The 26,836-nt window shown below is 66.4% G+C and carries 24 protein-coding genes; 18 read left to right on the top strand and 6 right to left on the bottom strand.

Annotation, left to right across the window (positions count from 1 at the left end; genetic code table 11):
• Window positions 1–40: 40 nt before the first annotated feature.
• From mnmH to SB771_RS11035, 3 genes are all read left to right on the top strand, one after another.
• On the top strand, window positions 41–1,168 hold the full coding sequence (gene mnmH, locus SB771_RS11045; RefSeq protein WP_175660720.1) for a tRNA 2-selenouridine(34) synthase MnmH: 1,128 nt from the start codon (window positions 41–43) through the stop codon (window positions 1,166–1,168).
• Window positions 1,165–2,223, top strand: a complete 1,059-nt coding sequence (locus tag SB771_RS11040) for a permease (RefSeq protein WP_175660721.1) — start codon at window positions 1,165–1,167, stop codon at window positions 2,221–2,223. The genes mnmH and SB771_RS11040 overlap by 4 nt, the downstream gene beginning before the upstream one ends.
• Before the next feature lie 179 nt (window positions 2,224–2,402).
• A complete protein-coding gene (locus SB771_RS11035; protein ID WP_006754649.1) occupies window positions 2,403–2,825 on the top strand; it encodes a hypothetical protein in 423 nt (140 codons plus the stop codon).
• A 59-nt stretch (window positions 2,826–2,884) separates the two neighbouring features.
• Here the strand turns inward: SB771_RS11035 and SB771_RS11030 are convergent, their stop codons facing one another.
• Window positions 2,885–3,718 carry an ABC transporter permease gene (locus SB771_RS11030; RefSeq protein WP_011656786.1) on the bottom strand — a complete coding sequence of 278 codons (834 nt, stop codon included), beginning with the start codon at window positions 3,716–3,718 and terminating at the stop codon, window positions 2,885–2,887.
• A gap of 6 nt (window positions 3,719–3,724) precedes the next feature.
• Entirely contained in the window at window positions 3,725–4,639 is a 915-nt protein-coding gene (gene nodI / locus SB771_RS11025) for a nodulation factor ABC transporter ATP-binding protein NodI (RefSeq protein ID WP_006754651.1), read from the bottom strand.
• 336 nt (window positions 4,640–4,975) lie between these two features.
• Here nodI and SB771_RS11020 point away from each other — a divergent pair, with 336 nt between their 5' ends.
• Window positions 4,976–5,473: a universal stress protein gene (locus tag SB771_RS11020; RefSeq protein WP_011656788.1), complete on the top strand. Its 498-nt coding sequence runs from the start codon at window positions 4,976–4,978 to the stop codon at window positions 5,471–5,473.
• 101 nt (window positions 5,474–5,574) lie between these two features.
• Here the strand turns inward: SB771_RS11020 and SB771_RS11015 are convergent, their stop codons facing one another.
• Genes SB771_RS11015 through lexA form a run of 3 tightly spaced genes read right to left on the bottom strand, consistent with a single transcriptional unit; the run spans window position 5,575 to window position 7,321 of the window.
• Window positions 5,575–6,279, bottom strand: coding sequence for a DUF2939 domain-containing protein (locus SB771_RS11015; RefSeq protein WP_175660722.1), 705 nt, complete (start codon window positions 6,277–6,279; stop codon window positions 5,575–5,577).
• Window positions 6,280–6,308: 29 nt separating this feature from the next.
• Complete coding sequence (locus SB771_RS11010; RefSeq protein WP_006754654.1) at window positions 6,309–6,647, bottom strand: hypothetical protein; 339 nt, start codon at window positions 6,645–6,647, stop codon at window positions 6,309–6,311.
• Window positions 6,648–6,673: 26 nt separating this feature from the next.
• On the bottom strand, window positions 6,674–7,321 hold the full coding sequence (gene lexA, locus SB771_RS11005) for a transcriptional repressor LexA (protein WP_006759459.1): 648 nt from the start codon (window positions 7,319–7,321) through the stop codon (window positions 6,674–6,676).
• A gap of 264 nt (window positions 7,322–7,585) precedes the next feature.
• Between lexA and SB771_RS11000 the strand changes: the two genes are divergently transcribed.
• From SB771_RS11000 to SB771_RS10980, 5 genes are all read left to right on the top strand, one after another.
• Complete coding sequence (locus tag SB771_RS11000) at window positions 7,586–8,623, top strand: sulfate ABC transporter substrate-binding protein (protein ID WP_006754656.1); 1,038 nt, start codon at window positions 7,586–7,588, stop codon at window positions 8,621–8,623.
• 146 nt (window positions 8,624–8,769) lie between these two features.
• Window positions 8,770–9,669 (top strand): sulfate ABC transporter permease subunit CysT, encoded by a 900-nt coding sequence (cysT, locus tag SB771_RS10995; RefSeq protein ID WP_175660723.1) that lies wholly within the window; start codon window positions 8,770–8,772, stop codon window positions 9,667–9,669.
• The gene (gene cysW, locus SB771_RS10990) at window positions 9,666–10,613 is read left to right on the top strand and encodes a sulfate ABC transporter permease subunit CysW (RefSeq protein WP_012363820.1); all 948 of its coding nucleotides are present in this window, start codon (window positions 9,666–9,668) and stop codon (window positions 10,611–10,613) included. Before cysT ends, cysW begins: the two co-directional genes overlap by 4 nt.
• A 13-nt stretch (window positions 10,614–10,626) precedes the next feature.
• Window positions 10,627–11,679 (top strand): sulfate/molybdate ABC transporter ATP-binding protein, encoded by a 1,053-nt coding sequence (locus tag SB771_RS10985; protein WP_175660724.1) that lies wholly within the window; start codon window positions 10,627–10,629, stop codon window positions 11,677–11,679.
• Between the two features lie 79 nt (window positions 11,680–11,758).
• Window positions 11,759–12,685: a CysB family HTH-type transcriptional regulator gene (locus SB771_RS10980; protein WP_006755334.1), complete on the top strand. Its 927-nt coding sequence runs from the start codon at window positions 11,759–11,761 to the stop codon at window positions 12,683–12,685.
• Between the two features lie 259 nt (window positions 12,686–12,944).
• On the opposite strand, the gene SB771_RS10975 is transcribed toward SB771_RS10980, so the two are convergent.
• On the bottom strand, window positions 12,945–13,307 hold the full coding sequence (locus SB771_RS10975; protein ID WP_175660725.1) for a hypothetical protein: 363 nt from the start codon (window positions 13,305–13,307) through the stop codon (window positions 12,945–12,947).
• Between the two features lie 205 nt (window positions 13,308–13,512).
• Here SB771_RS10975 and SB771_RS10970 point away from each other — a divergent pair, with 205 nt between their 5' ends.
• The 9 genes from SB771_RS10970 to SB771_RS10930 all read left to right on the top strand — a co-directional run bounded on the left by SB771_RS10970 (window position 13,513) and on the right by SB771_RS10930 (window position 26,809).
• Window positions 13,513–14,463 carry a sugar ABC transporter substrate-binding protein gene (locus SB771_RS10970; RefSeq protein WP_011656795.1) on the top strand — a complete coding sequence of 317 codons (951 nt, stop codon included), beginning with the start codon at window positions 13,513–13,515 and terminating at the stop codon, window positions 14,461–14,463.
• A gap of 145 nt (window positions 14,464–14,608) precedes the next feature.
• Window positions 14,609–16,222, top strand: coding sequence for a sugar ABC transporter ATP-binding protein (locus tag SB771_RS10965; protein WP_175660726.1), 1,614 nt, complete (start codon window positions 14,609–14,611; stop codon window positions 16,220–16,222).
• Window positions 16,219–17,238, top strand: a complete 1,020-nt coding sequence (locus SB771_RS10960) for an ABC transporter permease (RefSeq protein WP_175660727.1) — start codon at window positions 16,219–16,221, stop codon at window positions 17,236–17,238. The genes SB771_RS10965 and SB771_RS10960 overlap by 4 nt, the downstream gene beginning before the upstream one ends.
• Window positions 17,239–17,274: 36 nt before the next feature.
• Window positions 17,275–18,306 carry a LacI family DNA-binding transcriptional regulator gene (locus tag SB771_RS10955; RefSeq protein ID WP_006759468.1) on the top strand — a complete coding sequence of 344 codons (1,032 nt, stop codon included), beginning with the start codon at window positions 17,275–17,277 and terminating at the stop codon, window positions 18,304–18,306.
• A complete protein-coding gene (rbsK, locus tag SB771_RS10950; RefSeq protein ID WP_175660728.1) occupies window positions 18,303–19,232 on the top strand; it encodes a ribokinase in 930 nt (309 codons plus the stop codon). The genes SB771_RS10955 and rbsK overlap by 4 nt, the downstream gene beginning before the upstream one ends.
• Window positions 19,233–19,518: 286 nt before the next feature.
• A complete protein-coding gene (locus tag SB771_RS10945; protein ID WP_175660729.1) occupies window positions 19,519–21,282 on the top strand; it encodes a methyl-accepting chemotaxis protein in 1,764 nt (587 codons plus the stop codon).
• Window positions 21,283–21,816: 534 nt separating this feature from the next.
• Window positions 21,817–23,739 carry a PrkA family serine protein kinase gene (locus SB771_RS10940; protein ID WP_006754311.1) on the top strand — a complete coding sequence of 641 codons (1,923 nt, stop codon included), beginning with the start codon at window positions 21,817–21,819 and terminating at the stop codon, window positions 23,737–23,739.
• Window positions 23,740–23,864: 125 nt separating this feature from the next.
• A complete protein-coding gene (locus SB771_RS10935) occupies window positions 23,865–25,133 on the top strand; it encodes a YeaH/YhbH family protein (RefSeq protein ID WP_105834351.1) in 1,269 nt (422 codons plus the stop codon).
• Complete coding sequence (locus SB771_RS10930; RefSeq protein ID WP_006759305.1) at window positions 25,130–26,809, top strand: SpoVR family protein; 1,680 nt, start codon at window positions 25,130–25,132, stop codon at window positions 26,807–26,809. Before SB771_RS10935 ends, SB771_RS10930 begins: the two co-directional genes overlap by 4 nt.
• Window positions 26,810–26,836 lie beyond the last annotated feature (27 nt).

The following is a 26,836-nucleotide window of genomic DNA, read 5'->3' as shown; positions in this document are numbered from 1 at the left end:
TGCGGCTCACCGAGCCGCATCGCCCCTGTTCGACGCCAAATTGAAGAACCTGATTGTCACCCTCGATCGCGCTGGCGAGTTCGACGAGATCATCGACGTGCGTACGCCGCTCGAGTTCGCCGAGGACCATATTCCCGGCGCGCTGAACGCACCCGTGCTCAGCAACGAGGAGCGCGTGATCGTCGGCACGATGTACCGTCAGGTGTCGCCGTACGAAGCGACGCGCGTCGGCGCGGCGATGGTCGCACGCAACATCGCGCGCCATCTCGACACCACGTTTGCCGACCGTCCGCGCAACTGGCGGCCGCTGATCTACTGCTGGCGCGGCGGCAAGCGCTCGGGCTCGATGACGACCTGGTTCAACCTGATCGGCTGGCAGGCGCGGCAGCTCGACGGCGGCTACAAGGCCTATCGCCGCTCGGTGTGCGCGACGCTCGACACGCTGCCGACGCGGTTCCGCTACATCGCGCTCGTTGGCCACACGGGCTGCGGCAAGACGCGGCTCCTGAACGCGCTGCGCGGCGAAGGGGCGCAGACGCTCGATCTCGAGGCGCTCGCGTGCCACCGCGGCTCGCTGCTCGGCGCATTGCCGGGTGTGCCGCAGCCCGCGCAGAAGTCGTTCGATTCGGGCCTCGTCGGCACGCTGGAGCGTTTCGACCCCGCATGGCCCGTTTTCGTCGAATCGGAAAGCCGCAAGATCGGGCTCGTGCAGTTGCCGCTCGCGTTGATGGACGCGTTTCGCGCGGGGCCGTGGGTGCAGGTCGAGGCCGCGCATGACGAACGCATCGCGTTCCTGCTCGAGGACTACGCCCACCTGTTCGACGACCCGGCCGCGTTCAAGGCGCAGTTGCATCGCCTGATCGGCCTGCACAGCCGGGAGGAGGTCGCGCGCTGGAACGCCCTGATCGACGCGAACGCGCGCGCCGAACTGTTCGGCACGCTGATCGACAAGCATTACGATCCTGCGTATGCACGCACCTATCGATCGTCGTACGACAAATCGAACCGCGTGCTGACCTTCACGTTCCGGCCGAATGCGGCCGACGTGTGCCAGCAGGCGCGCGCGCTGCTCGACGCGCTCGCGCGCGCCGGGCTTCCGGCGTCGCCCGTCGCCGGCAACGCAGCAGGATCCGACACCGACACAAACCAATCGACCACCACACGATGACGACCACACGCACCCAACCCAATCCGGCGCTCGGCTGGATGACTTTCCTGCTGATCGCAGTCGCGGGACTGTTCTACGTGAAATGGTTCCCGTACTACAACAAGGCATTCGTCGCCGCCGAGCATCATTCGATCGGCCAGTCGATCCTGATGGGCACGTCGGCGAGCGCGCCCGAGCCGTCGCTGAAGGCGGCGCTCGACTACGCATGGGCATACGGCAAGGCGATCTGGCAGGCGATGGTGCTCGGCCTGCTGCTCGGTTCGGCCGTGCAGGCGCTGCTGCCCGCGCACTGGGTCGCACGCGTACTCGGTCGCACGGGCTTCGGCAGTGTCGCCGCGGGCGGCCTGCTGTCGCTGCCCGGCATGATGTGCACGTGCTGCGCGGCGCCGGTCGTCGCGGGCCTGCGCGCGCGGCACGCGTCGCCGGGCGGCGCGGTCGCGTTCTGGCTCGGCAACACGGTGCTGAATCCGGCCGCGCTGGTGTTCATGGGCTTCGTGCTCGGCTGGCACTGGAGTGCGCTCCGGCTCGTGCTCGGCATCGCGATGGTGTTCGGGATCGGCTATCTGCTGAACCGCATCGCGCGTCCCGAGGACCGCAGCATCGACGATGCGCAACTCGCCGCGCTGGTGGCCGGGCAGGCTGCGGCCGGCAATCCGTTCGTCCGCTGGATCAAGCTGCTCGTGCGGATGGCCGTGCGGCTCGTGCCCGAATACATCGTGCTCGTGCTGCTGCTCGGCGCGGCACGCGCCTGGCTGTTCCCGCATATCGGCCCGGACATCGGCAACCATCTCGGCTGGATCGTCGCGTTCGCGGTCGCGGGCACGTTGTTCGTGATCCCGACGGCCGGCGAGGTGCCGATCATCCAGGCGATGCTGTCGCTCGGCATGGGCGTCGGCCCGGCCGCCGCGCTGCTGATGACGCTGCCGCCGATCAGCGTGCCGTCGCTCGCGATGCTCGCGCGTTCGTTCAAGCCGTACATGCTGGCGATCGTCACGGCCCTCGTGGTCGTGTTCGGGATCGCGAGCGGGCTGCTCGCGATTGCGTTCGGGTTCTGACGAACACGCACGGGACGGCCAGCCGGCGCGAACAAGCGCCGGGGCATAGCCGGCGACCGGCCCTGCGGGATGGCCGCCGCGCCGCGCGCTGACCGATCCCGCCGCGTGATCGTCGTATTCATCCGGCGCCGCCGCTTCGCACGTGCGGCGCCCTTTACAAGAAGCAAACAGGAAAACGCATGACCCAACCGAAGATTCATCCTCGACTCGAAAAGGCGCTGACGCGCGGCGATCTCGCGATCCGCCAGGCCAATTCCGCGCGGGCGACTGCCGTGCTGAACGCGCTCGGCACGATGATCATCGAGGCCTCCGCCACAATCGGCGTCGAGGCCAGCATCGAGATTCCGCAAGGCGACCGCATTTACGATCCGGTGAACGGCCTGTGGCCGCAGAAGATGCTGGTGTCGTTCGACGGCCCGGTCGCCGAAGCCGACGCGGAAGAGCTGCGTGCGGTCTATCTGATCGCCGACGATCCGGGTACGCAATTCCGCGTCGAATGGCATCGGGCGGACGGCAAGCTCGGTCGCCAGGAAGGCGGCCCGCTGGCGACCGTCGCATTCCTGACCGACGTCGAAATCCCGTGGAGCGATGACGACGAGTAACGTCGTCCGAATGGCGTCTCAAGGTCGTCGCATCGGGCCGGCGCCGGATGCGACGGCCGTCAGCGCATCATCCGCCGCCGGAACAGCCACGCGCAGACGAGGAATCCGCCGATCGCATAGCCGGCGAGCACCGCGAGATGCAGGCCGACGTCCGTCGCCGGCCGGCCGAGCATCGCGGGCCGGATCAGTTCGACCGCGTTCGCGAGCGGCAGCACGTGCGCCGCGCGCTGCGCGATGGGCGGCAGCTGCGTGAGCGGGAAGAACACGCCCGACAGCAGCAGCATCGGCGTCAGCACGAGCGTCTGATAGAACATGAAGAAGTCGTAGGACGGCGCGAGCGCCGTGACGATCATCGCGGTGCTCGCGAACGCGAGGCCGGCGAGCGCGATCACGGGCAGCGCCGCGAGCATCGACGGAAAGTGCGCATAGCCGAGCAGGCCCGCGACGAGCATGATCGCGACGCCCGACAGCAGCGCCTTGCTCGCACCCCAGACAATCTCGCCGAGCACGATGTCGCCCAGCGAGAGCGGCGTGTGCATGATCGCTTCCCAGGTGCGCTGCACGTGCATCCGCGAGAAGCCCGAATACATCGACTCGAAGCTCGCGGACATCATCACGCTCGAACCGACCGTGCCGGCGGCGAGGAACGCGATATACGACACGCCGTCGACGTGGCCGAGCATCAGGCCGAGCCCGAACCCCAGCCCGAACAGGTAGATCATCGGATCGGCGAGATTGCCGAACATGGATGCGAGCGCGAGCTTGCGCCACACGAGGTAGTTGCGCCGCCACACGGCGATCCAGTTGGTCGCGTTCGCGGGCAGTGCGATCGCGAAGCGTGACTCGCGGGGCGGCGCGGACGGTGCCGCGGCGGAATAGTTGCGTGCGTCCATGATCGATCAGTCCTGCATTTCGCGGCCCGTGAGCCGCAGGAACACGTCTTCCAGATTGGCCGGGCGATGCAGATAGCGCAACCCCGCGCGCCCCTTGAGTCGCGCACTGAGCGGCTCGGGATCGGTCACGTAGCAGAACAGCGTTTCGCCGCTGATCTCGGTGTGCTTCGCGAACGGCGCCAGCTCGTCGCGCAACGCGACCGGCTCGGGCCCGTAGATCTCGATCACGTCGCAGCCGATCTCGGACTCGATCAGTGCATGCGGCGCGCCTTCGGCGATCTTGCGGCCTTCCTCGATCACGCACAGCCGGTCGCACAGGCGTTCGGCTTCCTCCATGAAATGCGTGGTGATCAGGATCGTCTTGCCGCGCGCGAGCAGCGAGCGCAACCGCTCCCACATCAGGTGGCGCGCCTGCGGATCGAGGCCTGTGGTCGGCTCGTCGAGCACCAGCACGTCGGGATCGTTGACGAGCGCGCGGGCGAGCGTCAGACGCCGCTTCATCCCGCCCGACAGCTCGCCCACCTTGGCATCGGCCTTGTTTTCCAGTTTCGCGAATTCGAGCAGCGGCTGCACGAGCGCGCGTGCAGCCTGCGCCGACATCCCGAAATAGCGGCTGAACACGAGCAGGTTTTCGCGGACCGTGAAGTCCGGATCGAGGTTGTCGAACTGCGGGACGACACCGACGCGCCGGCGCGCATGCCGCGCGCGTGTCGGAACGGGCTCGCCGCACAGTGAAATGGCGCCGGCATCGGGATACACGAGGCCGAGCAGCATCTTCAGCGTCGTGGTCTTGCCGGCGCCGTTCGGCCCGAGCAGGCCGTAGCATTCGCCGGCCTGCACGTGGAAGGAGAGGTCGTTGACGACGAGCTTGTCGCCATAGCGCTTTTCAACGTTCCGGAAATCGATCGGTGCAACGGACATGGGCAAGGTTGTCGTTGTAAGCGGGCGCGGACGCGTTTCGCGGCCGGCCGGCTGGCTGACTGGGCATCCGGGCCGGCGAACGGATCGGGCGAATGCGTGTCACATGGGCATGACCGGGGCGAACGCACGTCGAGGGCACGAACGGGCCATTCTAGTGCATCGGCTGCGTCTCTTCAGCGCATGCCGGCGCGGCATGGTGCGTCGGCGCACGGATCGTGCACCGCATCATCGCCGGCGCGCCCCGCGTGGCGAATCAGCGTTTTCCATCCCTTGCGTCCTCAATTGCGGCGCACCATGATGAGTGCATAGCGCATGTAGTCGCGATAGGGAGGTTTCATGGCTAGCTACAACAAGATTCTGCTGTGCTACGACGGCACGCTCGAGGGGCGCAAGGCATTGCGGTGCGGTGCCAACCTCGCGCTGGACCTGAAGGCGGAAACACACTTGCTGTCGGTCGTCGACATGCGCTCGAGCATCGCGCAAAGCGCCGGGTTGCTGACCGACGTCGCGTGCGGCCGCTTCGAGGAAACCGCGCGCGAGATCCTGCAGGAAGGCGTGAACTGGCTGCGCGAGCGCGGCGTTCAGGCGGAAGGCCATTTCGCGTTCGGCTATCCGATCGACGAAATCGCGAATCTCGCGACGGAGTTGAAGGCCGACCTCGTCGTCGTCGGCCATCGGTGCCGCAGCGGGTTGTCGAGATGGTGGATGGGGTCGGGCAACACGCAACTGCTCGATCGCGTGAACTGCAGCATTCTGGTCGCATGTTCGTCGGCCGAAGAGCAAAAGGCCGAGATCGCGCGCGAACGCGAAGCGGCCATCTCGAACGGCAAGTAACGCAGCAATCGCGTGAACGGCCGGATGGCCTGCGATTCAGGCGCGGTCGCGCGCAGTGCCGCATCGGCGGCATCGGGCGCGACCGTGACGACTGCGATTGCTCAGGCGTGCAGGTCGATCGCGGACAGCTTCCACGAGAACAGGCCGAAGCGGCGGAAGACCGCCGCATAGCGCGTGCCGTCGGCGCTGCGCTGGTAGGTCACGACGAATTCATCGATATTCCGGTAGCCGGCACTCGTTTGCTGCGGATGACCCGCGTCGGTCGGGCTCGCCGGGGCGGGCGTGGGCGCCGCCGCCGGCGCAGATGCAGCCGACGCGGTGGCATTGCTGCCCGGCACGGGCGCGCTAGCCGAATTGGCCGGTGGCGCGGCCGGGGCGTTGGCGGGCGCATTGCCGGCCGGCGGGCCCGACCAGTCGGGTGGCCGCTCGCCCGGATTACCGCGCGGCGGGATGCCGCTCATCAGCGCCGTCACCCCTTCCGGTGTCGCATACGCATCGACCAGCGGGCCGATCAACGCAGATCCGATCAGCGCGCCAATCACCGCGAAGGGATTGTCCTTCTTCACCGCGTCGATCCGGCGCATCAACTCTTCCGTGACCTGCTGCTTCAGGCTGATGCGCAACGACGGAAAGTCGACATATTTGCTGACCGCCTGCGAATCGCGCGCGTCGATCGCCGATTTCAGGCGACTTAGCGCGACGTACGGCGACGCGTATGCATAGCCGAGCGCCGCCAGGACGACGACGGCCAGCACGACGATCAGCAGGGGCTTGAGCCGCCACGCGCGGCCCGAAGATCCAGTCACGATGCCTCCGGTGCGAACAGGTTCCGCAATCAGAGACCGCCGTGCGTGGACGATCGTTCCTCGGCGATGCAGCGATCGATCATCCGGCACACGGCATCGATCGTTCCGACCATGATCAGCCGCGACCGACCGTGATAGACGCGCACGGGCGCACGGCGCGCCGGTTCCGCGTGATTCAGGCCGGCGTTCAGCGAGACCCGCGCGAATGCGGGAAGCGCCGACGGCAGCAGCGACGCCTGCCGTTCAACTGCGACTTCTTGGCTCACCACGGGCGCCGCGGCGGACAGCGGCGCACAGGGCGTGCGGCCGCGCAGATGACGCAGGCGACCGAATTGACGGAAAGGCAGCAAACGGGAAAGGCGTTCCATGGTGTTCTCCTCAGCGAGACCGATTGTCAGAGTTCGCCCGAGCGGATCAGCCCGACGGCGATGCCTTCCAGCGCGAATTCCGCGCTGCCGGCCTTGACGAAGATGTTTTCGTAATCCGGGTTCTCCGCGATCAGCTCGAGGCCGCCGGGCCGGCGCATCAGGCGTTTGACCGTGACGTCGTCGCCCAGACGCGCGACGATGATCTGGCCGTCCTTCGCTTCCGTGCGCTTCTGCACGGCGAGGAGGTCGCCGTCGAGAATGCCGGCGTCGCGCATCGACAGGCCGCGCACCTTCAGCAGGTAGTCGGGCTTGCTCGTGAACAGCGCGGGATCGCATGCGTAATGCTGCGAGATGTGCTCCTGCGCGAGGATCGGACTACCGGCCGCCACCCGGCCGACGAGCGGCAGCGACAGTTGCATCAGGCCGGCGTGCGGCAGCGTGAACTGGTGCGGCGCATCTTCGATGCCGAGCAGGCGAATGCCGCGCGACGCGCCGGCGGCCAGCTCGATCACGCCCTTGCGCGCCAGCGCACGGAGGTGTTCCTCGGCCGCATTCGGCGAGCTGAAACCCAGCTCGGCCGCGATCTCGGCGCGCGTGGGCGGGAAACCGGAGCGCTCGATCGCCCGGCGGATCAAGTCGAACACTTGCTGCTGACGTGCGGTGAGTTTGGTCATGGCTTAACTGTATGGATAGACAGTGAGCTGTATTTTTATACAGTACTTCGCGAATTTCAAGTGTTACTTGAGGTTCGATGCGATCGCGCCGGTTCCGCCGCGATTTCGCGACGTCCGGACGCCGGTTTGTCTGCCGCAGCCGTCCGCCCAGTCTGCGTTAGCACTTTTGAGTATTAAAAAATGAAGAACGATTATTTTTAATCATGTAACCCGTTCGCTAGACTGGCCCGACATCGCAACATCGACAACACTGGAGAACCAAGGATGGCGAAGCGCAATACGGGGCTGGTGGGCGGAGCGGGCCGCCTGATCGCAACACTCGCGCTGGGCGCGGCGGCGGCGCTGGGCGTCGTGACGCATGCGCAGGCCGATACGACGTTCCTGAACGTGTCGTACGACCCGACGCGCGAGCTGTATCAGGACTTCAACCAGGCATTCGGCAAGGAGTGGAAGGCGAAGACGGGCGAGACGGTCAACTTCAAGCAGTCGCACGGCGGCTCGGGCGCGCAGGCGCGCTCGGTGCTCGACGGCCTGCAGGCCGACGTCGTCACGCTGGCGCTCGCCTACGACATCGACGCGCTCGCCAACAAGGGGCTGGTGAACAAGGACTGGCAAAAGCGCCTGCCGGACAACGCATCGCCGTACACGTCGACGATCGTGTTCCTCGTGCGCAAGGGCAACCCGAAAGGGATCAAGGACTGGGACGACCTGACCAAGCCGGGCATCTCGATCGTCACGCCGAACCCGAAGACCTCGGGCGGCGCGCGCTGGAACTACCTGGCCGCATGGTCGTATGCCGTGCACAAGCCGGGCGGTAACGAGCAGGGCGCGAAGGAATTCGTGACGAAGCTCTACAAGAATGCAGGCGTGCTCGATTCCGGCGCGCGTGGCGCGACGACGAGCTTCGTGCAGCGCGGGATCGGCGACGTGCTGATCGCGTGGGAGAACGAGGCGTTCCTGTCGATCAAGGAATTCGGCACCGACAAGTTCGAGATCGTCGTGCCGTCGGTGAGCATCCTGGCCGAGCCGCCCGTCGCGGTGGTCGACAAGGTGGTCGACAAGAAGGGCACGCGCAAGCTGGCGGAGGCCTACCTGAATTTCCTGTACAGCCCGCAGGGCCAGGAGATCGCGGCGCGCAACTACTACCGTCCGCGTTCGAAGAACGTGCCGGCGGAGCTGACGAAGCAGTTCCCGAAGCTGAAGCTGTACACGGTCGACGACACGTTCGGCGGCTGGACGAATGCGCAGAAGACGCATTTCGCGGACGGCGGCGTGTTCGACTCGATCTACAAGCCGCAGTAACGCGAACAGTAGCACCACGCAGCAAACCCATAACGACAGCGGCGCGCCACGATAGCGCGCCGCATCCCCGGCGGCCGCCGGCGCGATTTCCCGCGCCGGCGTTTGCGTCGGACCCATGAGCAGCATCGACCCAGCAAGAGCATCCGATGACGACGTACACCTTTCGCAAGCCGAGCGCGCTGCCCGGCTTCGGCGTGACGCTCGGCATCACGGTGGCCTATTTGAGCCTCGTGGTGCTGATCCCGCTCGCCGCCACGTTCCTGAAGACCGCGACTTTGTCGTGGGACCAGTTCGTCACCGCCGTCACGTCGCCGCGCGTACTCGCGTCGTACCGGCTGACGTTTTCCGCCGCCTTGGGCGGCGCATTGATCAACGCCGTGTTCGGCTTTCTCGTCGCGTGGGTGCTGGTGCGCTACCGGTTCCCGCTCAAGCGCCTCGTCGACGCGATCGTCGACCTGCCGTTCGCGTTGCCGACGTCGGTCGCGGGCATTTCGCTGGCAGCCGTCTATGCGACCAACGGCTGGGTCGGCCAGTTTCTCGCGCCGTTCGGCATCAAGATCGCGTTCACGCCCATCGGCGTGCTGGTGGCGCTGACCTTCATCGGGCTGCCGTTCGTCGTGCGCACCGTGCAGCCCGTGCTCGAGGATTTCGAGCGCGAGCAGGAGGAGGCCGCCGCGTGCCTCGGCGCATCGCGCTGGCTGACATTCCGCCGCGTCGTGCTGCCGGCCGTGCTGCCGGCGCTGCTCACCGGCTTCGCGCTGGCGTTCGCGCGCGCGCTCGGCGAATACGGGTCGGTGATCTTCATCGCCGGCAACGTGCCGATGAAATCCGAGATCACGTCGCTCCTGATCATCACGAAGCTCGAGCAGTACGACTACGCGGGCGCGACCGCGCTGGCGGTCGTGATGCTGGTCGTGTCGTTCCTGATGCTGCTCCTGATCAACACGCTGCAGTGGTATCTGCAGCGTCGTACGAGCAAGGGGGCGAGCGGCCCCGCGCCATCGAGCGCAACCGTTGCCGCCACCGCCGCAGGAGGCCAGCAATGAGCCAGGAGTCGAGTGCCGTGTTGAACAATCCGTCCGCCGCGCGCGCGCGTGCCGCGAAACGGCCCGACCCCGTCAGCGAGTCGCGCGTCGTGCGCTGGCTGCTCACGGGCATCGCGCTGGCGTTCCTCGCGTTCTTCCTCGTGGTGCCGCTCGCCGCTGTGTTCTTCGAGGCGCTGCGCAAGGGTGTCGGCTTCTATCTCGAATCGCTCGCCGATCCGGACGCATGGTCGGCGATCAAGCTGACGCTGACGGTCGCCGTGATCGCGGTGCCGCTGAACCTCGTGTTCGGCGTGTGCGCGTCGTGGGCGATCGCGAAGTTCGAATTCCGCGGCAAGGCGTTGCTGACCACGCTGATCGACCTGCCGTTCTCCGTGTCGCCGGTCATCTCGGGCCTCGTCTACGTGCTGCTGTTCGGCGCGCAGGGCTGGCTCGGGCCGTGGCTGCAGAACCACGACGTGCAGATCATCTTCGCGGTGCCGGGCATCGTGCTCGCGACGATCTTCGTCACGTTCCCGTTCGTCGCGCGCGAGCTGATCCCGCTGATGCAGGCGCAGGGCACCGACGAGGAAGAGGCCGCGCGCGTGCTCGGCGCGTCGGGCTGGCAGATCTTCCGGCGCGTGACGCTGCCGAACGTGAAGTGGGGCCTGCTGTACGGCGTGATCCTGTGCAATGCGCGTGCGATGGGCGAGTTCGGTGCGGTGTCGGTCGTGTCGGGCCACATTCGCGGCGTGACCGACACGATGCCGCTGCACGTCGAGATCCTGTACAACGAATACAACTTCGCGGCGGCGTTCGCCGTGGCGTCGGTGCTGGCGCTGCTCGCGCTCGTCACGCTCGCGCTGAAGCTGCTCGCCGAGCGTCATCTCGCCGCCGAACTGGCCGGCGCACGCGATGACGTTCCCGCTCATGCCGGCCCCGTCGCCGCCATTTCGTCGAAATCGTAAAGAGGCAACCAGAATGGGTATCACCGTCCGTCACCTTCAGAAGCGCTTCGGCGATTTCACCGCGCTCGACAACGTGTCGCTCGACTTCCCCGCGGGCGAGCTCGTCGCGCTGCTCGGGCCGTCCGGCTGCGGCAAGACCACGCTGCTGCGCGTGATCGCGGGCCTCGAGCACGCGGACGCCGGCCAGGTCGTGCTGCAGGGGCTCGACGTTGCATCGGTCGGCGCGCGCGATCGCCAGGTCGGCTTCGTGTTCCAGCATTACGCGCTGTTTCGCCACATGACCGTGTTCGAGAACGTCGCGTTCGGGCTGCGCGTGAAGCCGCGCCGCGAGCGGCCGTCGGAAGCCGTGATCCGCGACAAGGTGCACGAGCTGCTGAAGCTCGTGCAGCTCGACTGGCTCGCGCAGCGCTATCCGTCCGAGCTGTCGGGCGGCCAGCGCCAGCGGATCGCGCTCGCCCGCGCGCTCGCGGTCGAGCCGAAGGTGCTGCTGCTCGACGAGCCGTTCGGCGCGCTCGACGCAAAGGTGCGCAAGGAACTGCGTAGCTGGCTGCGACGCCTGCACGACGACCTGCACATCTCGACGATCTTCGTCACGCACGACCAGGAAGAGGCGCTGGAAGTGGCCGACCGGATCGTCGTGCTGAACCGCGGGCACGTGGAGCAGGTCGGCAGCCCGCAGGACGTCTACGATCATCCGCAAAGCGCGTTCGTCTACGAGTTCCTCGGCGCGGCGAACCGCCTGCCGGGCACCGTCGCCGGCCGTGGCTTCGTCGCCGAGGGCGCGGCGGCGCCGATCGCGGTCGATGCCGATTTCGCGGGCCCCGCGAACGCGTACGTGCGGCCGCACGACCTGCAGCTGTGGCCGGCCGGTCATCGCGACGGCATCGCGGTGGACGTGCGCCGCGTGATCCCGCTCGGCGGCTCGGTGCGGGTCGAACTCGAGGCGCGCACGGGCGGCGCACTCGAAGCGGAACTCGATCGCGACGCGTGGCGTGCGCTCGCGCTGCAGGTCGGCGACGGTGCGACGGCCGTGCCGCGCGCGGTGCGGGTATTTCCCGCACACTGACGCCGAACACGGCAAAGAGAAGAGGGCGGATACCGCTCCGGAGCGACATTCGAACAACGACAGCCTAAGAGGCATACCCATGAATTTTCAGCAATTGCGTTTCGTGCGCGAAGCCGTGCGGCAGAACATGAACCTGACGGAAGTCGCGAACGTGCTGTACACGTCGCAGTCGGGCGTGTCGAAGCAGATCAAGGATCTCGAGGACGAACTGGGCGTCGACATCTTCATCCGGCGCGGCAAGCGGCTCACGGGGCTCACGGAGCCCGGCAAGGCCGTGCACCAGCTGATCGAGCGGATGCTGCTCGACGCCGAGAACCTGCGCCGCGTCGCGCGCCAGTTCGCGGACCAGGACAGCGGCCACCTCGTCGTCGCGACGACGCACACGCAGGCGCGCTACGCACTGCCGAAGGTGATCCGGCAGTTCACCGACGTGTTCCCGAAGGTGCATCTCGCGCTGCGCCAGGGCAGCCCGCAGCAGATCGCGCAGATGATCCTGAACGGCGAAGCCGATCTCGGCATCTCGACCGAGGCGCTCGACCGCTATCCGGACATCGTGACGTTCCCGTGCTATTCGTGGCACCACACGGTCGTCGTGCCGAAGGGGCATCCGCTCGTCGGCCGCGAGAACCTGACGCTCGACGAAATCGCCGAGTATCCGATCATCACGTATGACCAGGACTTCACGGGCCGCTCGCACATCGACCAGGCGTTCACGCAGGCCGGCGCGGTGCCCGACGTCGTGCTGACCGCGATCGACGCGGACGTGATCAAGACCTACGTCGAGCTCGGGATGGGGATCGGCGTCGTCGCGGCGATGGCCTTCGATCCGCAGCGCGACACCGGCCTCGTCGCGCTCGACACGCAGCACCTGTTCGAGGCGAGTACGACGCGGGTCGGGCTGCGCAAGGGCGCATTCCTGCGCGCGTATGCGTACCGGCTGATCGAGATGTTCGCGCCGCAACTGAACGAAGCGGAAATCGCCGCGCAGTTGCGCGAAACGGTCTGACGGCAGCGCGATGTTCCGGGGGGGCGCGGCAAGCGCCCGCCGGATGTGCTGCGCGATGGCTGACATGACGGCGGTTTCGCGTCGTCATGTCATGGCGTGACGACGCGTCGAACCGTCGATCGACGTCGTCGCTGACAATCCGCGTTGCCGCGCGCGGCCACCGTCACGTATGTGCCGATCAAACAGAACAACAAGACGGCACATTCGCATGCCTCGCGTCGACCTTCTCCAGCGACGCGCATTTTCACAAAGATACGATTTAATGCGCCGGCACGCGGATCGACAAACCGCGTCGCCAGCGCGCTGCGCGGCCATTGCCGCAGCCGACTCGAGCCTGCTGCGGCGAGCGCAACGCCATCGCATCGCCATCGCATCGCGCCGAATGAAAGCGGAACAGCGCACACGTGGAAAACGCAAACCAAAGCCGACGGACAAGCCGGATCCGACGAAGGCCGATCATTGAATCCGAAAACGGTTTCTCTTTTTCGTCCACGATCGCAACGAAGCGCCACCGTCGAATGCGATGTAACGCGCCGCAATCTGCAAGCGTCGCAGCGTGCTCCGAATAAACCCTTAAATATTGATCAGACGGGTTGCGCGTCGAACCGAAACGGTACAGCATAGCTTTCACTCCGCCGGCTTCCCGCCGGCGGTGGCGTGTCGACGACAGCGCGCCAGGCAGTCGGCCGTCTGCCTGCTTCCATTCCTTGGTACCGACAAGCAGCATCGATGGCCACTGCCCGGGTAATTGGGCGCAAACGTTTGCTCGCATTAAAACAACAATCAGACAACAATCGGCCCCACGGGCCAGTCGCCAGGAGATGTGTATGAATGTCCTCTTTCGCCGTCGTTTCCTGACCGCCGCGCTTGCCGCCGTCGCGGTCGCCGCCGCACCGGCCGTCCATGCGCAAGCGGGGGCCAAGCCGAAGGTCGCGCTCGTGATGAAGTCGCTCGCCAACGAGTTCTTCCTGACGATGGAAACCGGCGCGAAGGAATACCAGAAGCACAACGCCGGCCAGTTCGACCTGATCACGAACGGCATCAAGGACGAGACCGACACCGCGAACCAGATTCGCATCGTCGAGCAGATGATCGTGTCGAAGGTCGATGCGATCGTGCTCGCGCCGGCCGATTCGAAGGCGCTCGTGCCGGTCGTGAAGAAGGCGGTCGACGCGGGCATCATCGTCGTGAACATCGACAACCGGCTCGACCCCGACGTGCTGAAGTCGAAGAACCTCAACGTGCCGTTCGTCGGCCCCGACAACCGCAAGGGCGCGCGCAAGATCGGCGACTACCTCGCGAAGCGGCTGAAGGCGGGCGACCAGGTCGGCATCCTCGAAGGCGTGTCGACGACGACCAACGCGCAGCAGCGCACGGCCGGCTTCCAGGATGCGATGAAGGCGGGCGGGATGAAGGTGGTGTCGGTGCAGTCGGGCGAATGGGAGATCGACAAGGGCAATGCGGTCGCGTCCGCGATGCTCAACGAATACCCGAACCTGCGGGCGCTGCTGTGCGGCAACGACAACATGGCGATCGGCGCGGTGTCGGCGGTGCGGGCCGCGGGCAAGCAGGGCAAGGTGTTCGTGGTCGGCTACGACAACATCAACGCGATCAAGCCGATGCTGAAGGACGGCCGCGTGCTCGCGACCGCCGATCAGTACGCGGCGAAGCAGGCCGTGTTCGGCATCGACACGGCGCTCAAGGCGATTGCCGAGCATCGCAAGCAGGCCGACATGACCGGTGTGGTCGAGACGCCGGTGGATCTCGTGACGAAATAACGCCGCCCCGACGCGGCCGCCACGCTCAAGAATCCGGGCCGGCGGCCGTTATACGGAGTGAGCGCGATCACGGCCACTGCATGCACATGCACTTGTGAGCGTCATACCCGCGCGTCGCGTGCGCGCGGCCGCAATCAGGATCGCGATGGAACCGACCTTCCAACCCTCCCGTTCAGCCGTTCCCGTGCTGTCCGTCTCCGGCGTGGGCAAGACCTACGCCGAACCGGTGCTCGCCGACGTCACGCTGACGCTCGCACCGGGCGAGGCGCTCGCGCTGACGGGCGAGAACGGCGCAGGAAAGAGCACGCTGTCGAAGATCATCGGCGGGCTCGTCGACCCGACGACCGGCACGATGCAGCTCGGCGGTCAGGCCTATGCGCCGGCGAGCCGCACGCAGGCCGAGGCGCTCGGCGTGCGCATGGTGATGCAGGAGCTGAACCTGCTGCCGACGCTGACGGTCGCCGAAAACCTGTTTCTGAACCGTCTGCCGCGACGCTTCGGCATCATCGACCGCGCGCGGCTGCATGACGACGCGCAGGCGGCGATGGCGCGTGTGGGGCTCGACGCGATCGACCCCGACACGCCGGTCGGTGCGCTCGGCATCGGCCACCAGCAGATGGTCGAGATCGCGCGCAACCTGATCGGCGACTGCCGCGTGCTGATCCTGGATGAACCGACCGCGATGCTGACCGCGCGCGAGGTCGAATTGCTGTTCGAGCAGATCGACCGGTTGAAGGCGCATGGCGTGGCAATCGTCTACATCTCGCACCGGCTCGACGAGCTCGCGCGCGTCGCCGAGCGCGTCGCGGTGCTGCGCGACGGCCGGCTCGTGCACGTCGGCGACATGGCCGCGACGACGTCCGATGGGCTCGTCACGCTGATGGTTGGACGCGAGATCGGCGAGCACATCGATCTCGGCCCGCGCCGGATCGGCGCGCCGCGACTCGCCGTGTCGGGCATGACGCGCGGCACGGCCGTGCAGGACGTGTCGCTCGAAGTGCGCTCGGGCGAAATCTTCGGCATCTCGGGGCTGATCGGCGCGGGGCGCACCGAATTGCTGCGGCTGATCTACGGCGCGGATACGCCGGACGCCGGGATGATCTCGGTCGGCGATCCGCTGAAGCCGGCGCGCATCGCTTCGCCCGTCGACGCGGTGCGGCACGGCATCGCGCTGATCACCGAGGACCGCAAGGGCGAAGGGCTGCTGCTGTCGCAGTCGGTCACGTCGAACGTGTCGCTCGGCCAGCTCGAGCGGCTCGCGCGCAGCGGCATCGTCGATACGGCGCGCGAAACGGCGCTCGCCGAGCAGCAGATCGACGCGTTGCGGATCCGCACGCACGGCGCAGCACAGCCGGTCGGCGAATTGTCGGGCGGCAACCAGCAGAAGGTCGTGATCGGCCGCTGGCTCGCGCGCGACATGGGCGTGCTGCTGTTCGACGAGCCGACCCGCGGAATCGACGTCGGCGCCAAATTCGAGATCTACACGCTGATGGGCGCGCTCGCGCGCGACGGCCGCGCGCTGGTGGTCGTCTCGAGCGACTTGCGCGAGCTGATGCTGATCTGCGACCGGATCGGCGTGATGTCGGCCGGCCGCATGACCGCCGTGTTCGAACGCGGCAACTGGACCCAGGATGCGCTGCTGGCCGCGGCGTTCGCCGGCTTCGGCCGCGACGCGCTGCCGGAAGGCACGCGCCACCCGGATGCGCAAGCGGCGCCGCGCGCGGCTTCCGGCACTTCGACGACAGGACGACAGCAATGACCCAGCCTCCCGTATCCCCGAGCGACGCAGGCGCGCAGCAGGACGTGACGGGGCGCCGCGCGCGCACGCTGTCCGGCACGCGGCTCGGCCTGTCGAACTATCTCGGGCTCGCCGGTGCGCTCGCCGCGATGATCGCGCTGTTTTCGGTGCTGAGCTCGCATTTCCTGACCTACGATACGTTCAGTACGATCGCGAACCAGATCCCCGATCTCGTCGTGATGTCGGTCGGGATGACCTTCGTGCTGATCATCGCCGGCATCGACCTGTCGGTCGGCTCGGTGCTCGCGCTGGCGGCGTCGATGGTCAGCGTGGCCGCGCTGAAATGGCAGTGGGGGCCGCTGCCTGCCGCGCTGATCGGGATCGCGGTCGCGACCGCGACCGGCTCGCTGACCGGCGCGATCACGGTCGGCTGGCGGATTCCGTCGTTCATCGTGTCGCTCGGCGTGCTCGAGGCCGCGCGCGGCGTCGCTTATCAGCTGACGAATTCGCGCACGGCCTACATCGGCGACGCGTTCGATTTCCTGTCGAACCCGATCGCGCTCGGCATCTCGCCGGCGTTCCTGATCGCGGTCGCGGTGATGATCGCGGCACAGTTCGTGCTCACGCGTACCGTGTTCGGGCGCTATCTGGTCGGGATCGGCACGAACGAGGAAGCCGTGCGGCTCGCCGGGGTTAACCCGCGGCCGTATAAAATCCTCGTATTCGCATTGATGGGCGCGCTCGCGGGGCTCGCGTCGCTGTTCCAGATCTCGCGGCTCGAGGCCGCCGATCCGAACGCGGGCGCGGGCCTCGAACTGCAGGTGATCGCGGCCGTCGTGATCGGCGGCACGAGCCTGATGGGCGGGCGCGGCTCGGTGATCAGCACGTTCTTCGGCGTGTTGATCATCTCCGTGCTGGCCGCTGGGCTGGCGCAGATCGGCGCGAACGAGCCGACCAAACGGATCATCACCGGGGCGGTGATCGTGGTGGCGGTCGTGCTCGATACGTATCGCAGCCGGCGCGCGCGCGCGCGGTAAGAACTACACAGAAAGCAGACCAGAGAGAAACGGGAAATGGCGACGATCAAGGATGTGGCGGCCATGGCGGGCGTGTCGTTTACGACCGTCTCGCACGTGGTGAACAATTCGCGGCCGGTGTCCGCGGACGTGCGTGCGAAGGTCGAGGGCGCGATCCGTGAGCTGAATTACGTGCCGTCGGCCGTGGCGCGCTCGCTCAAGGCGCGTTCGACGGCGACCATCGGACTCGTCGTGCCGAACAGTACGAATCCGTACTTCGCGGAGCTTGCGCGCGGCATCGAGGATCAGTGCGCGGCCAACGGCTATTGCGTGTTCTTCTGCAACTCGGACGACGATCCCGTGAAGCAGCGCAACTACTTGCGCGTGCTGCAGGAAAAGCGCATCGACGGGCTGATCGTCGCATCGGCCGGCGAGGACGCGGTGCTCGCGCAGACGCTCGCGCACGCGCATGCGCCGCTCGTCGTCGTCGACCGCAACATCGAGGGCCTCGCGGCCGACCTCGTGCAGATCGATCACGAACGTGGCGCGTACCTGGCGACGCGCCACCTGCTCGAACTCGGGCACGCGAAGATCGGCTGCATCACCGGGCCGACCGACACGGCCGTCAGCGCGATGCGCGTGCACGGCTTCATCCGCGCGATGGCCGAGCGCGGGATCGACATCGTGCCGGGCGCGATCGCGGAAAGCGATTTCTCGTGCCTCGGCGGCTATCACGCGGCGTCGCGGCTGTTCGAGTCGGTGCATCCGAGCGCGATTTTCGCGGGCAACGACCTGATGGGCGTCGGTGCGCTGCGCGCGGCGGCCGAGCGCGGATTGCGCGTGCCGGACGACTGCTCGATCATCGGCTTCGACGACATCGAATTTTCCCGCTACACGTACCCGGCGCTGTCGACGGTCGGCCAGTCGGTGCGCGCGCTCGGCGAAATGGCCGCGCAGACGCTGATCGAGCGGATCGGCGGCGGCTCGACCGCTGCGCCGAGCCGCCGCCGCGTCGTGTCGCCGCGCCTCGTGCTGCGCGAATCGACGGCGATCTACCGCGAGCCGGCCGCGCCCGGCGCTCGCGCATGACGGCGCGCACGACGGGCGCCGGCCGCGTGACGGTGGTCGGCAGCCTCAACATGGATCTCGTCGTGCGGGCGCCGCGGCTGCCGCTGCCGGGCGAAACGCTCGCCGGCCATGCGTATGCGCAGGCGGCGGGCGGCAAGGGCGGCAACCAGGCCGTCGCGGCCGCGCGGCTCGGCGCGCAGGTCACGATGATCGGCTGCGTCGGCGCGGACGCGCACGGCGCGGCGCTCCGGGCCGGCCTCGAGGCCGAAGGCATCGATTGCGCGCGGCTCGCGACGAGCGCGGCGGCATCGACCGGTGTCGCGCTGATCGTCGTCGACGACGCGAGCCAGAACACGATCGTGATCGTCGCGGGCGGCAACGGCGAAGTCACGCCCGAGACGGTGGCCCGGCACGAGGCCGCGCTGGCCGCGACCGACGTGCTGATCTGCCAGCTCGAGACGCCGCCGGACGCCGTGTTCGCGGCGCTGTCGGCCGGACGGCGGCTCGGCCGCACCGTGGTGCTCAATCCGGCGCCGGCGGTCGCGCCACTGCCGGACGGCTGGCTGCCGCTGGTCGATTACCTGATTCCGAACGAAGTGGAGGCGGCGGCGCTCACCGGGCTGCCGGTACGCGACCCGGCCGACGCGGAAGCCGCGGCGCGGATGCTGCAGGCGGGCGGCGCGCGCAACGTGCTGATCACGCTCGGCGCGCGCGGCGTGCTCGCGCTGTCGGCCGACGGCGCGGCGCGCCACTATCCGGCGCCCGTCGTGCAGGCGCTCGACACGACCGCGGCCGGCGATACCTTCATCGGCGGTTTCGCCGCGCGGCTCGCCGCGGGCGAGGACGTCGACACCGCGATCCGCTTCGCGCAACGCGCGGCGGCGCTGTCGGTCACGCGCGCGGGCGCGCAGCCGTCGATTCCCACCCTCGCCGAACTGGCCGGATAGGCCGCGGCGCGCACCGTGGCCGGCGCCTGCGACAGCAGGCGGCCGGCTGTCTGGCAGTTTCTTCCTGATCGGCCCGAACCCGACATTCGCTCTGCCATCTCCCGGCACGGGCCGGCGTGTTTCGCACCCTATTATTAAGAAAAATGCAATAAACAGACCAATTGCGGAGAAAATTGACGTCAATACCATCAAGTTGTGCGGCGAACGGTCGTAAATGCATCGGGGCGAAACACTGTTTCGAAAAACGGGCGCGGCCCGTTCATGACGACGCAACACAGGAAGAATGATGGTGATCGGAAACCTGACGATACGTGCGCGCATCGGTCTGACGATGGCGTTTCTCGCGGTGCTGCTGGGGTTGGTGGGCGTGCTGGGCGTGTACGGGATGACGCGCTCGAACGACGCGACACGCGAAATCTTCACGAACCAGATGCCGAGCGCGGTCAACGTGGCCGTGGCGGAAATGTACGCGGCGCGTGAGCGCCTGGCGCTCGATCGCGCCGCGCTGCTGGCCGGCTCGCCTGACTCCGCTGCCGCGGTGGAGCGCAGCCGCGCGATGCGCACGCAGTCCGACGCGTGGTGGCAGAAGTACCTCGCGCTGCCGCGCGGCCCGGAGGAAGACCGCCTTGCGCAGGATGTCGCCGCGAAGCGGCTGGCGTTGCAGCGCAGCTGCGACGCGTTCGGCGGCGCGATCGCGACGGGCGACCACGACCGGATCGGCGAGGGCGCCAAGCAGCTCCAGATGCTGTACAACGAGCTTTCGATCTCGGGCGAAGCGCTGCGCAATTTCCAGTTCAGCGCTGCGCAGGCGGATTTCGACCGCGCGGAATCGGTCTACGACACGCTGCGCGTGCTGTCGATCGTCGTGCTGGTGGCCGGTCTGGTCGCCGCGGCGCTGTCGTGGCTGACGCTCAGCCGCGCGATTGGCCGTCCGCTCGCCGACGCGCTCGCGCATTTCGACGCGATGGCCGCGGGTGACCTGCGCCGCTCGATCGTCGTGCATCGGCGCGACGAAATGGGTCAGCTGCTCGACGGCCTCGTGCGGATGCAGCGCGGCTTCGTCGATACGGTGCGCACGGTGCGTGGCGGCAGCGAGTCGATCGCGACCGCGGCGCGGCAGATCGCCGCCGGCAACATCGACCTGTCGTCGCGCACGGAAGAACAGGCGTCGGCGCTGCAGGAAACCGCGTCGAGCATGGAGCAGCTGACCGGCACGGTGAAACAGAACGCGGACAATGCGCGGCAGGCAAGCTCGCTGGCCGCGAACGCGTCGGAGATTGCAAACAAGGGCAATACGGTGGTCGGCCAGGTGGTCGGCACGATGGGCGAGATCAACGACAGTTCCGCGAAGATCGCGGACATCATCGCAATCATCGAGGGAATCGCGTTCCAGACCAACATCCTGGCGCTGAACGCGGCCGTCGAGGCCGCGCGTGCGGGCGAGGAAGGGCGCGGCTTCGCGGTCGTCGCGGGCGAGGTGCGCAGCCTCGCGCAGCGCTCGTCGAGCGCGGCCAAGGAGATCAAGGCGCTGATCGACGCGTCGGTGGACCGTATCCGCACGGGCTCGACGCTGGTCGACGAGGCCGGTCGCACGATGAGCGACGTGATCGCGGCCGTGCAGCGCGTGACGGACATCATGGGTGAAATCGCGGCGGCATCGGAGGAGCAGAGCGGCGGCATCGACCAGGTCGCGCGCGCGGTCGCGCAGATGGATGAAGTCACGCAGCAGAACGCCGCGCTCGTCGAGGAAGCGGCGGCCGCCGCGCAGTCGCTCGACGAACAGGCCGCGCGCCTGCGCGACACGGCGGCGGTCTTCCGCATCGACGACGATGCGGCGCAGCCGGCAGCCGCTCCCGCAGCACGTCAGGCGCCGCGCGCGGTGCCCGCGCCGGCTGCCGTGCCGGTGAGCTCGCCCGCACCGGCCGCGGCGCGCGACGATCGCGACGCAGTGCCCAAGCGTGCGGCGCCGGTGCGCAAGCCGGCGGGCGCGTCCGTGGCGTCCGCACCGGCCGCCGCGACTGCCGGCGGCGACGACTGGGAAACGTTCTGATTCGCGGCGCGCCGCGCCTCTATTCCTAGCGCATCTTTCCCTCGCATCTTTCCCTATTTGGCAGCACACGACGCCCGCTACTGCGGGCGTCGTCGTTTCGGCCACCGATGGAATGTGACAGCGCGTATGAACGTTCGCACAACGTCGCGTGTCGCATGCGCGCATCGGCGCTACGGGTATCTCCGGACGATGCGAAAAAAATTTGTAACGGTGCTCGCCGCATGTCGTCGTAAACGTGCGCTCGAACGTCTAGTGATGGAGGGGGAGTGAAGGACGCAACGACGACGGAGGGGGCCAACGCGTGAGACGTTCCGATGCTGGACGACACGCCGCGGATGCAGTTTCTGCGGCACGGGAGATCAATTGTAAAGCGTCAAAATGCGTTGTCCAAGCGGTGTTGCTGAGAATGACGCACTTCATACGAAGAGTTCGTGAAAAAAAATAAGAAAGGGTTTAGGATGAATTCGAACGCGCTTGCTTCTGCGCAGTCATACGAAGGCAAGCACGTCTTCAGACTCAGGCGAGGGAGGTAGCATGGATATTTACAGCAGCTTCGCGAACCGCTTCGAAAAAACGCGAGAGGAAGAGCTCTCGCTGGAGGAGTACCTCGCGCTCTGCAAGAACGATCCGTCAGCGTATGCCACGGCAGGCGAACGCATGCTGGCTGCAATCGGGGAACCCGAACAAGTCGACACCCGCAACGAACCGCGCCTGTCGCGGATCTTCGCGAACAAGGTGATCAAGGTCTATCCCGCATTCCGTGAGTTCTACGGAATGGAGGAAGTGATCGAGCAGGTGGTCGCGTATTTCCGCCACGCTGCGCAAGGGCTCGAAGAGAAGAAGCAGATTCTCTACCTGCTTGGCCCGGTGGGCGGCGGCAAGTCGTCGATCGCCGAGCGTCTGAAGCAACTGATGGAGCGCGTGCCGTTCTATGCGCTGAAGGGCTCGCCCGTCAACGAATCGCCGCTCGGGCTGTTCGACTACGACGAAGACGGCCCGATCCTCGAGGAGCAATACGGCATCCCTCGCCGCTACCTGAAGAGCATCCTGAGTCCGTGGGCCGTCAAGCGCCTGCACGAATACAACGGTGATATCCGCCAGTTCCGCGTCGTGCGCCGTTACCCGTCGATCCTGCGTCAGGTCGGCATTGCAAAAACGGAGCCGGGCGACGAGAACAACCAGGATATTTCGTCGCTCGTCGGCAAGGTCGACATCCGCAAGCTCGAGCAGTACGCGCAGGACGATGCCGATGCGTACAGCTATTCGGGCGGCCTGTGCCTCGCGAACCAGGGGCTGCTCGAGTTCGTCGAAATGTTCAAGGCGCCGATCAAGGTGCTGCACCCGTTGCTCACCGCGACGCAGGAAGGCAACTTCAAGGGCACCGAAGGATTCGGCGCGATTCCGTTCGACGGGGTGATCCTCGCGCACTCGAACGAGTCGGAGTGGAAGGCGTTCCGCAACAACCGCAACAACGAGGCACTGCTCGACCGGATCTTCGTCGTGAAGGTGCCGTACTGCCTGCGTGTGTCGGAAGAGACGAAGATCTACGAGAAGCTGATCCGCAATTCGTCGCTGGCCGAAGCCGTGTGCGCGCCGGGCACGCTGAAGATGATGTCGCAATTCTCGGTGCTGTCGCGCCTGCACGAGCCGGAGAACTCGAGCCTGTTCTCGAAGATGCAGGTCTATGACGGCGAAAACCTGAAGGACACCGATCCGAAGGCGAAGTCGTACCAGGAGTATCGCGACTACGCGGGCGTGGACGAAGGGATGACGGGCGTGTCGACACGCTTCGCGTTCAAGATCCTGTCGCGCGTGTTCAACTTCGATTCGAGCGAGGTCGCGGCGAACCCCGTGCACCTGATGTACGTGCTCGAACAGCAGATCGAACGCGAGCAGTTCCCGCCGGAAACCGAGCAGAAGTACCTGTCCTTCGTGAAGGACGTGCTCGCGTCGCGCTACGCGGACTTCATCGGCAAGGAGATCCAGACGGCCTACCTCGAATCGTATTCGGAGTACGGGCAGAACATCTTCGACCGCTACGTCACGTATGCGGACTTCTGGATCCAGGATCAGGAATTCCGCGATCACGACACGGGCGAGAGCTTCGACCGCGCCGCGCTGAACGCGGAACTGGAGAAGATCGAGAAGCCGGCCGGGATCAGCAATCCGAAGGATTACCGCAACGAGATCGTGAACTTCGTGCTGCGCGCGCGGGCGGCGAACGCCGGGAAGAACCCCGTGTGGACGAGCTACGAGAAGTTGCGCGTCGTGATCGAGAAGAAGATGTTCTCGAATACCGAGGAACTGTTGCCGGTCATTTCGTTCAACGCGAAGGGCTCGGCGGAGGAGCAACGCAAGCATGAGGACTTTGTGAACCGGATGGTCGCGAAGGGCTATACGCCGAAGCAGGTGAGGCTGCTTTGCGACTGGTACCTGCGCGTGCGCAAGTCGTCATGACGCGCGCGGTACCGCGCCCGTGCGGTTCGTCCGTACGGGCGCCCTCAGAGACGCCGCCCGCATGACGGCAGACGGCATGTGCGGCGAGCGTCCCGGCATATCGACTTTCGAGCGGGAGACCGGGAGTGCTTCATCAAATCATCGACCGCAGGCTGGCCGGCAAGAACAAGAGCATCGCCAACCGCGAACGCTTTCTGCGTCGCGTCAAGAACTACATTCGTCGTGCCGTCTCCGACGCGGTGCGCGACCGTAGCATCAAGGATATCCAGAGCACGCAAAGCATCACGATCCCGCGCAAGGACATCGCGGAGCCGAATTTCCGGCACGCGCCGGGCGGGCGTCGTGAATACGTGCACCCGGGCAACGAGGACTACGTCCGCGGCGACAAGATTCCGCGTCCGCAGGGCGGCTCGGGCGGCGGCGGCAGTCAGGCGAGCAACGAGGGCGAAGGGCAGGACGACTTCGTGTTCGAGCTGTCGCGCGACGAATTCATGCAGTACTTCTTCGACGATCTCGAACTGCCGCGCCTCGTGAAGACGCACCTGCTGACGGTGCCGAGCTGGAAGAACGTGCGCGCGGGCTGGTCGGCGGAAGGCACGCCGAACAACATCGACGTCGTGCGCTCGCTGAGAAGCGCGCTCGGCCGGCGCATCGCGCTCGGCTCGCCGCTCGTCAACGAGTTGCGCGAGCTCGAAGCCCAGCTCGAGGTGATGAAGCTCGACCCCGAAGACCGTCGCGCGGAAATCGCGACGCTCGAGGCCGAGATCCATCACCTGAAGGGGCGCATCTGGCGGATCCCGTTCATCGATCCGTTCGATCTGCGCTACATCAATCGCGTGAAGCAGCCGCAGCCGTCGAGCCAGGCCGTGATGTTCTGCCTGATGGACGTGTCGGGTTCGATGGACGAGCAACGCAAGGATCTCGCGAAGCGCTTCTTCATCCTGTTGTACCTGTTCCTGAAGCGCAACTACGAGCGCATCGAGGTCGTGTTCATCCGTCACCACACGCGCGCGGAGGAGGTGGACGAAGACACCTTCTTCCATTCGACCGAAAGCGGCGGCACCGTCGTGTCGAGCGCGCTCGAACTGATGCGCAAGGTGATGAACGAGCGCTACTCGCCGAGCGAGTGGAACATCTACGGCGCGCAGGCGTCCGACGGCGACAACTGGACCGACGATTCGCCGAAGTGTCGCAAAATCCTGGAAGAGGATATCCTCACGAAGACGCGCTATTTCGCGTATATCCAGGTTGCCCCGGAAGAGCAGAACCTGTGGCTGGAGTACGCGCAGCTGGCGCTGTCGCAACCGCACCTCGCGATGAAGAAAGCCGAATCGGCTGCCGACATTTACCCGGTGTTTCGCGAATTGTTCGAAAAGCAGGTGGAAATGTCATGACGACCCGCCATCTGCACAACGAGTCGCGCGGCTATGCGCCGCGCCCTTCCGGCGACGCCACGGCCGGTCCTGCCGCATCGCAGCAAAGCGGCCGGGTCGAACCGGCGCCGCCGGCCGCCGACTTGCCCGGCTCCGGGCAGAAGGAAGCGCGTATGAACGTTGCCGAACGCAAGCCGCTGCCGTGCCCGTCCGACTGGACGTTCGAACTGCTCGAGGAATACGACACGCACATCTCGCAGGTCGCCGAGCAATACGAGCTCGACATCTATCCGATCCAGCTCGAACTGATCAGCGCCGAGCAGATGATGGACGCGTACGCGTCGGTCGGGATGCCGGTCAACTATCGCCACTGGTCGTTCGGCAAGCACTTCCTCGCGACCGAGAAGAGCTATCGCCGCGGCCAGATGGGCCTCGCGTACGAAATCGTCATCAACTCGAACCCGTGCATCGCGTATCTGATGGAAGAGAACACGATGACGATGCAGGCGCTCGTCATCGCGCACGCGGCATACGGGCACAACTCCTTCTTCAAGGGCAACTACCTGTTCCGGCTGTGGACCGACGCGCACGCGATCATCGACTATCTCGTCTACGCGAAGAACTACGTCGCCGAATGCGAGGAGCGCTACGGCCTCGATCGCGTCGAGGAACTGCTCGATTCGTGCCATGCGCTGATGAACTACGGCGTCGACCGCTACAAGCGGCCGCAGAAACCGTCGCTGTCGAAGGAGGCCGCGCTGCGGCGCGAGCGCGAGGCGTATCTGCAGTCGCAGGTCAACGAGCTGTGGCGCACGCTGCCGGGCAAGAAGCCGGAGCAGATGGAGGAGCAGGAGGAACGCTATCCGCCGGAACCGCAGGAGAACCTGCTGTATTTCGCGGAGAAGAACGCGCCGCTGCTCGAGCCGTGGGAGCGGGAAGTGATCCGCATCGTGCGCAAGATCGGCCAGTACTTCTATCCGCAACGGCAGACGCAGGTGATGAACGAGGGTTGGGCGACGTTCTGGCACTACACGCTGCTGAACACGCTGTACAACCAGGGCAAGCTGGAAGACGGCTTCATGATGGAGTTCCTGCATTCGCACAGCAACGTGGTCTACCAGCCGCCCGTCACGAAGCCGTACTACAACGGGATCAACCCGTACGCGCTCGGCTTCTCGATGATGAGCGACATCCGGCGGATCTGCGAAGCGCCGACGGAAGAGGACTACAAGTGGTTTCCGGAGATCGCGGGCACCCCGTGGCTGCCGGCGATGCACTATGCGATGCGCAACTTCAAGGACGAGAGTTTCATCGCGCAGTACCTGTCGCCGAACCTGATCCGCGAGATGCGGCTGTTCTCGGTGCTCGACGACGACATGCGCGATTCGCTCGAGGTGTCGGCGATTCACGACGAGGCCGGTTATCAATACGTGCGGCAGGCGCTGTCGCGGCAGTACGACATCCATCATCGTGAGCCGAACATCCAGGTCTGGGCCGTGAACACGCGCGGCGACCGTAGCCTCACGCTGCGCCACTTCATGACCGACAACCGCCATCTGTCGAACGACAGCGAAGAAGTGCTCAAGCACATGGCGCGACTCTGGCAGTTCGATGTGTTCCTCGAAAGCGTCGACGAGGCCGGTACCGTGCGCAAGCGCTACGAGTGCCGCTACGTGCCGCCCGAGGTGCGTATCTGAATCGCTCGCCCCCAAAGAGCTTGCATC

Source organism: Burkholderia sp. SIMBA_051 (genome assembly GCF_046534915.1).
Lineage (GTDB): Bacteria > Pseudomonadota > Gammaproteobacteria > Burkholderiales > Burkholderiaceae > Burkholderia > Burkholderia ambifaria.
This window is presented reverse-complemented; position numbering and strand designations above follow the sequence as displayed.

Excerpts from the sequence above, each read along its gene's own strand:
- SB771_RS10965 (WP_175660726.1), top strand. The coding sequence starts at position 14,609 with ATGGAACCGACCTTCCAACCCTCCCGTTCAGCCGTTCCCGTGCTGTCC.
- lexA (WP_006759459.1), bottom strand. The coding sequence starts at position 7,321 with ATGACCAAACTCACCGCACGTCAGCAGCAAGTGTTCGACTTGATCCGC.
- SB771_RS11000 (WP_006754656.1), top strand. The coding sequence starts at position 7,586 with ATGGCGAAGCGCAATACGGGGCTGGTGGGCGGAGCGGGCCGCCTGATC.
- SB771_RS10960 (WP_175660727.1), top strand. The coding sequence starts at position 16,219 with ATGACCCAGCCTCCCGTATCCCCGAGCGACGCAGGCGCGCAGCAGGAC.
- cysT (WP_175660723.1), top strand. The coding sequence starts at position 8,770 with ATGACGACGTACACCTTTCGCAAGCCGAGCGCGCTGCCCGGCTTCGGC.
- nodI (WP_006754651.1), bottom strand. The coding sequence starts at position 4,639 with ATGTCCGTTGCACCGATCGATTTCCGGAACGTTGAAAAGCGCTATGGC.
- SB771_RS10970 (WP_011656795.1), top strand. The coding sequence starts at position 13,513 with ATGAATGTCCTCTTTCGCCGTCGTTTCCTGACCGCCGCGCTTGCCGCC.
- SB771_RS11040 (WP_175660721.1), top strand. The coding sequence starts at position 1,165 with ATGACGACCACACGCACCCAACCCAATCCGGCGCTCGGCTGGATGACT.
- SB771_RS10955 (WP_006759468.1), top strand. The coding sequence starts at position 17,275 with ATGGCGACGATCAAGGATGTGGCGGCCATGGCGGGCGTGTCGTTTACG.
- SB771_RS10945 (WP_175660729.1), top strand. The coding sequence starts at position 19,519 with ATGGTGATCGGAAACCTGACGATACGTGCGCGCATCGGTCTGACGATG.
- SB771_RS10985 (WP_175660724.1), top strand. The coding sequence starts at position 10,627 with ATGGGTATCACCGTCCGTCACCTTCAGAAGCGCTTCGGCGATTTCACC.
- SB771_RS10940 (WP_006754311.1), top strand. The coding sequence starts at position 21,817 with ATGGATATTTACAGCAGCTTCGCGAACCGCTTCGAAAAAACGCGAGAG.
- SB771_RS11035 (WP_006754649.1), top strand. The coding sequence starts at position 2,403 with ATGACCCAACCGAAGATTCATCCTCGACTCGAAAAGGCGCTGACGCGC.
- rbsK (WP_175660728.1), top strand. The coding sequence starts at position 18,303 with ATGACGGCGCGCACGACGGGCGCCGGCCGCGTGACGGTGGTCGGCAGC.
- SB771_RS11030 (WP_011656786.1), bottom strand. The coding sequence starts at position 3,718 with ATGGACGCACGCAACTATTCCGCCGCGGCACCGTCCGCGCCGCCCCGC.
- SB771_RS10930 (WP_006759305.1), top strand. The coding sequence starts at position 25,130 with ATGACGACCCGCCATCTGCACAACGAGTCGCGCGGCTATGCGCCGCGC.
- SB771_RS11020 (WP_011656788.1), top strand. The coding sequence starts at position 4,976 with ATGGCTAGCTACAACAAGATTCTGCTGTGCTACGACGGCACGCTCGAG.
- SB771_RS10975 (WP_175660725.1), bottom strand. The coding sequence starts at position 13,307 with ATGCTGTACCGTTTCGGTTCGACGCGCAACCCGTCTGATCAATATTTA.
- SB771_RS11010 (WP_006754654.1), bottom strand. The coding sequence starts at position 6,647 with ATGGAACGCCTTTCCCGTTTGCTGCCTTTCCGTCAATTCGGTCGCCTG.
- cysW (WP_012363820.1), top strand. The coding sequence starts at position 9,666 with ATGAGCCAGGAGTCGAGTGCCGTGTTGAACAATCCGTCCGCCGCGCGC.
- SB771_RS10980 (WP_006755334.1), top strand. The coding sequence starts at position 11,759 with ATGAATTTTCAGCAATTGCGTTTCGTGCGCGAAGCCGTGCGGCAGAAC.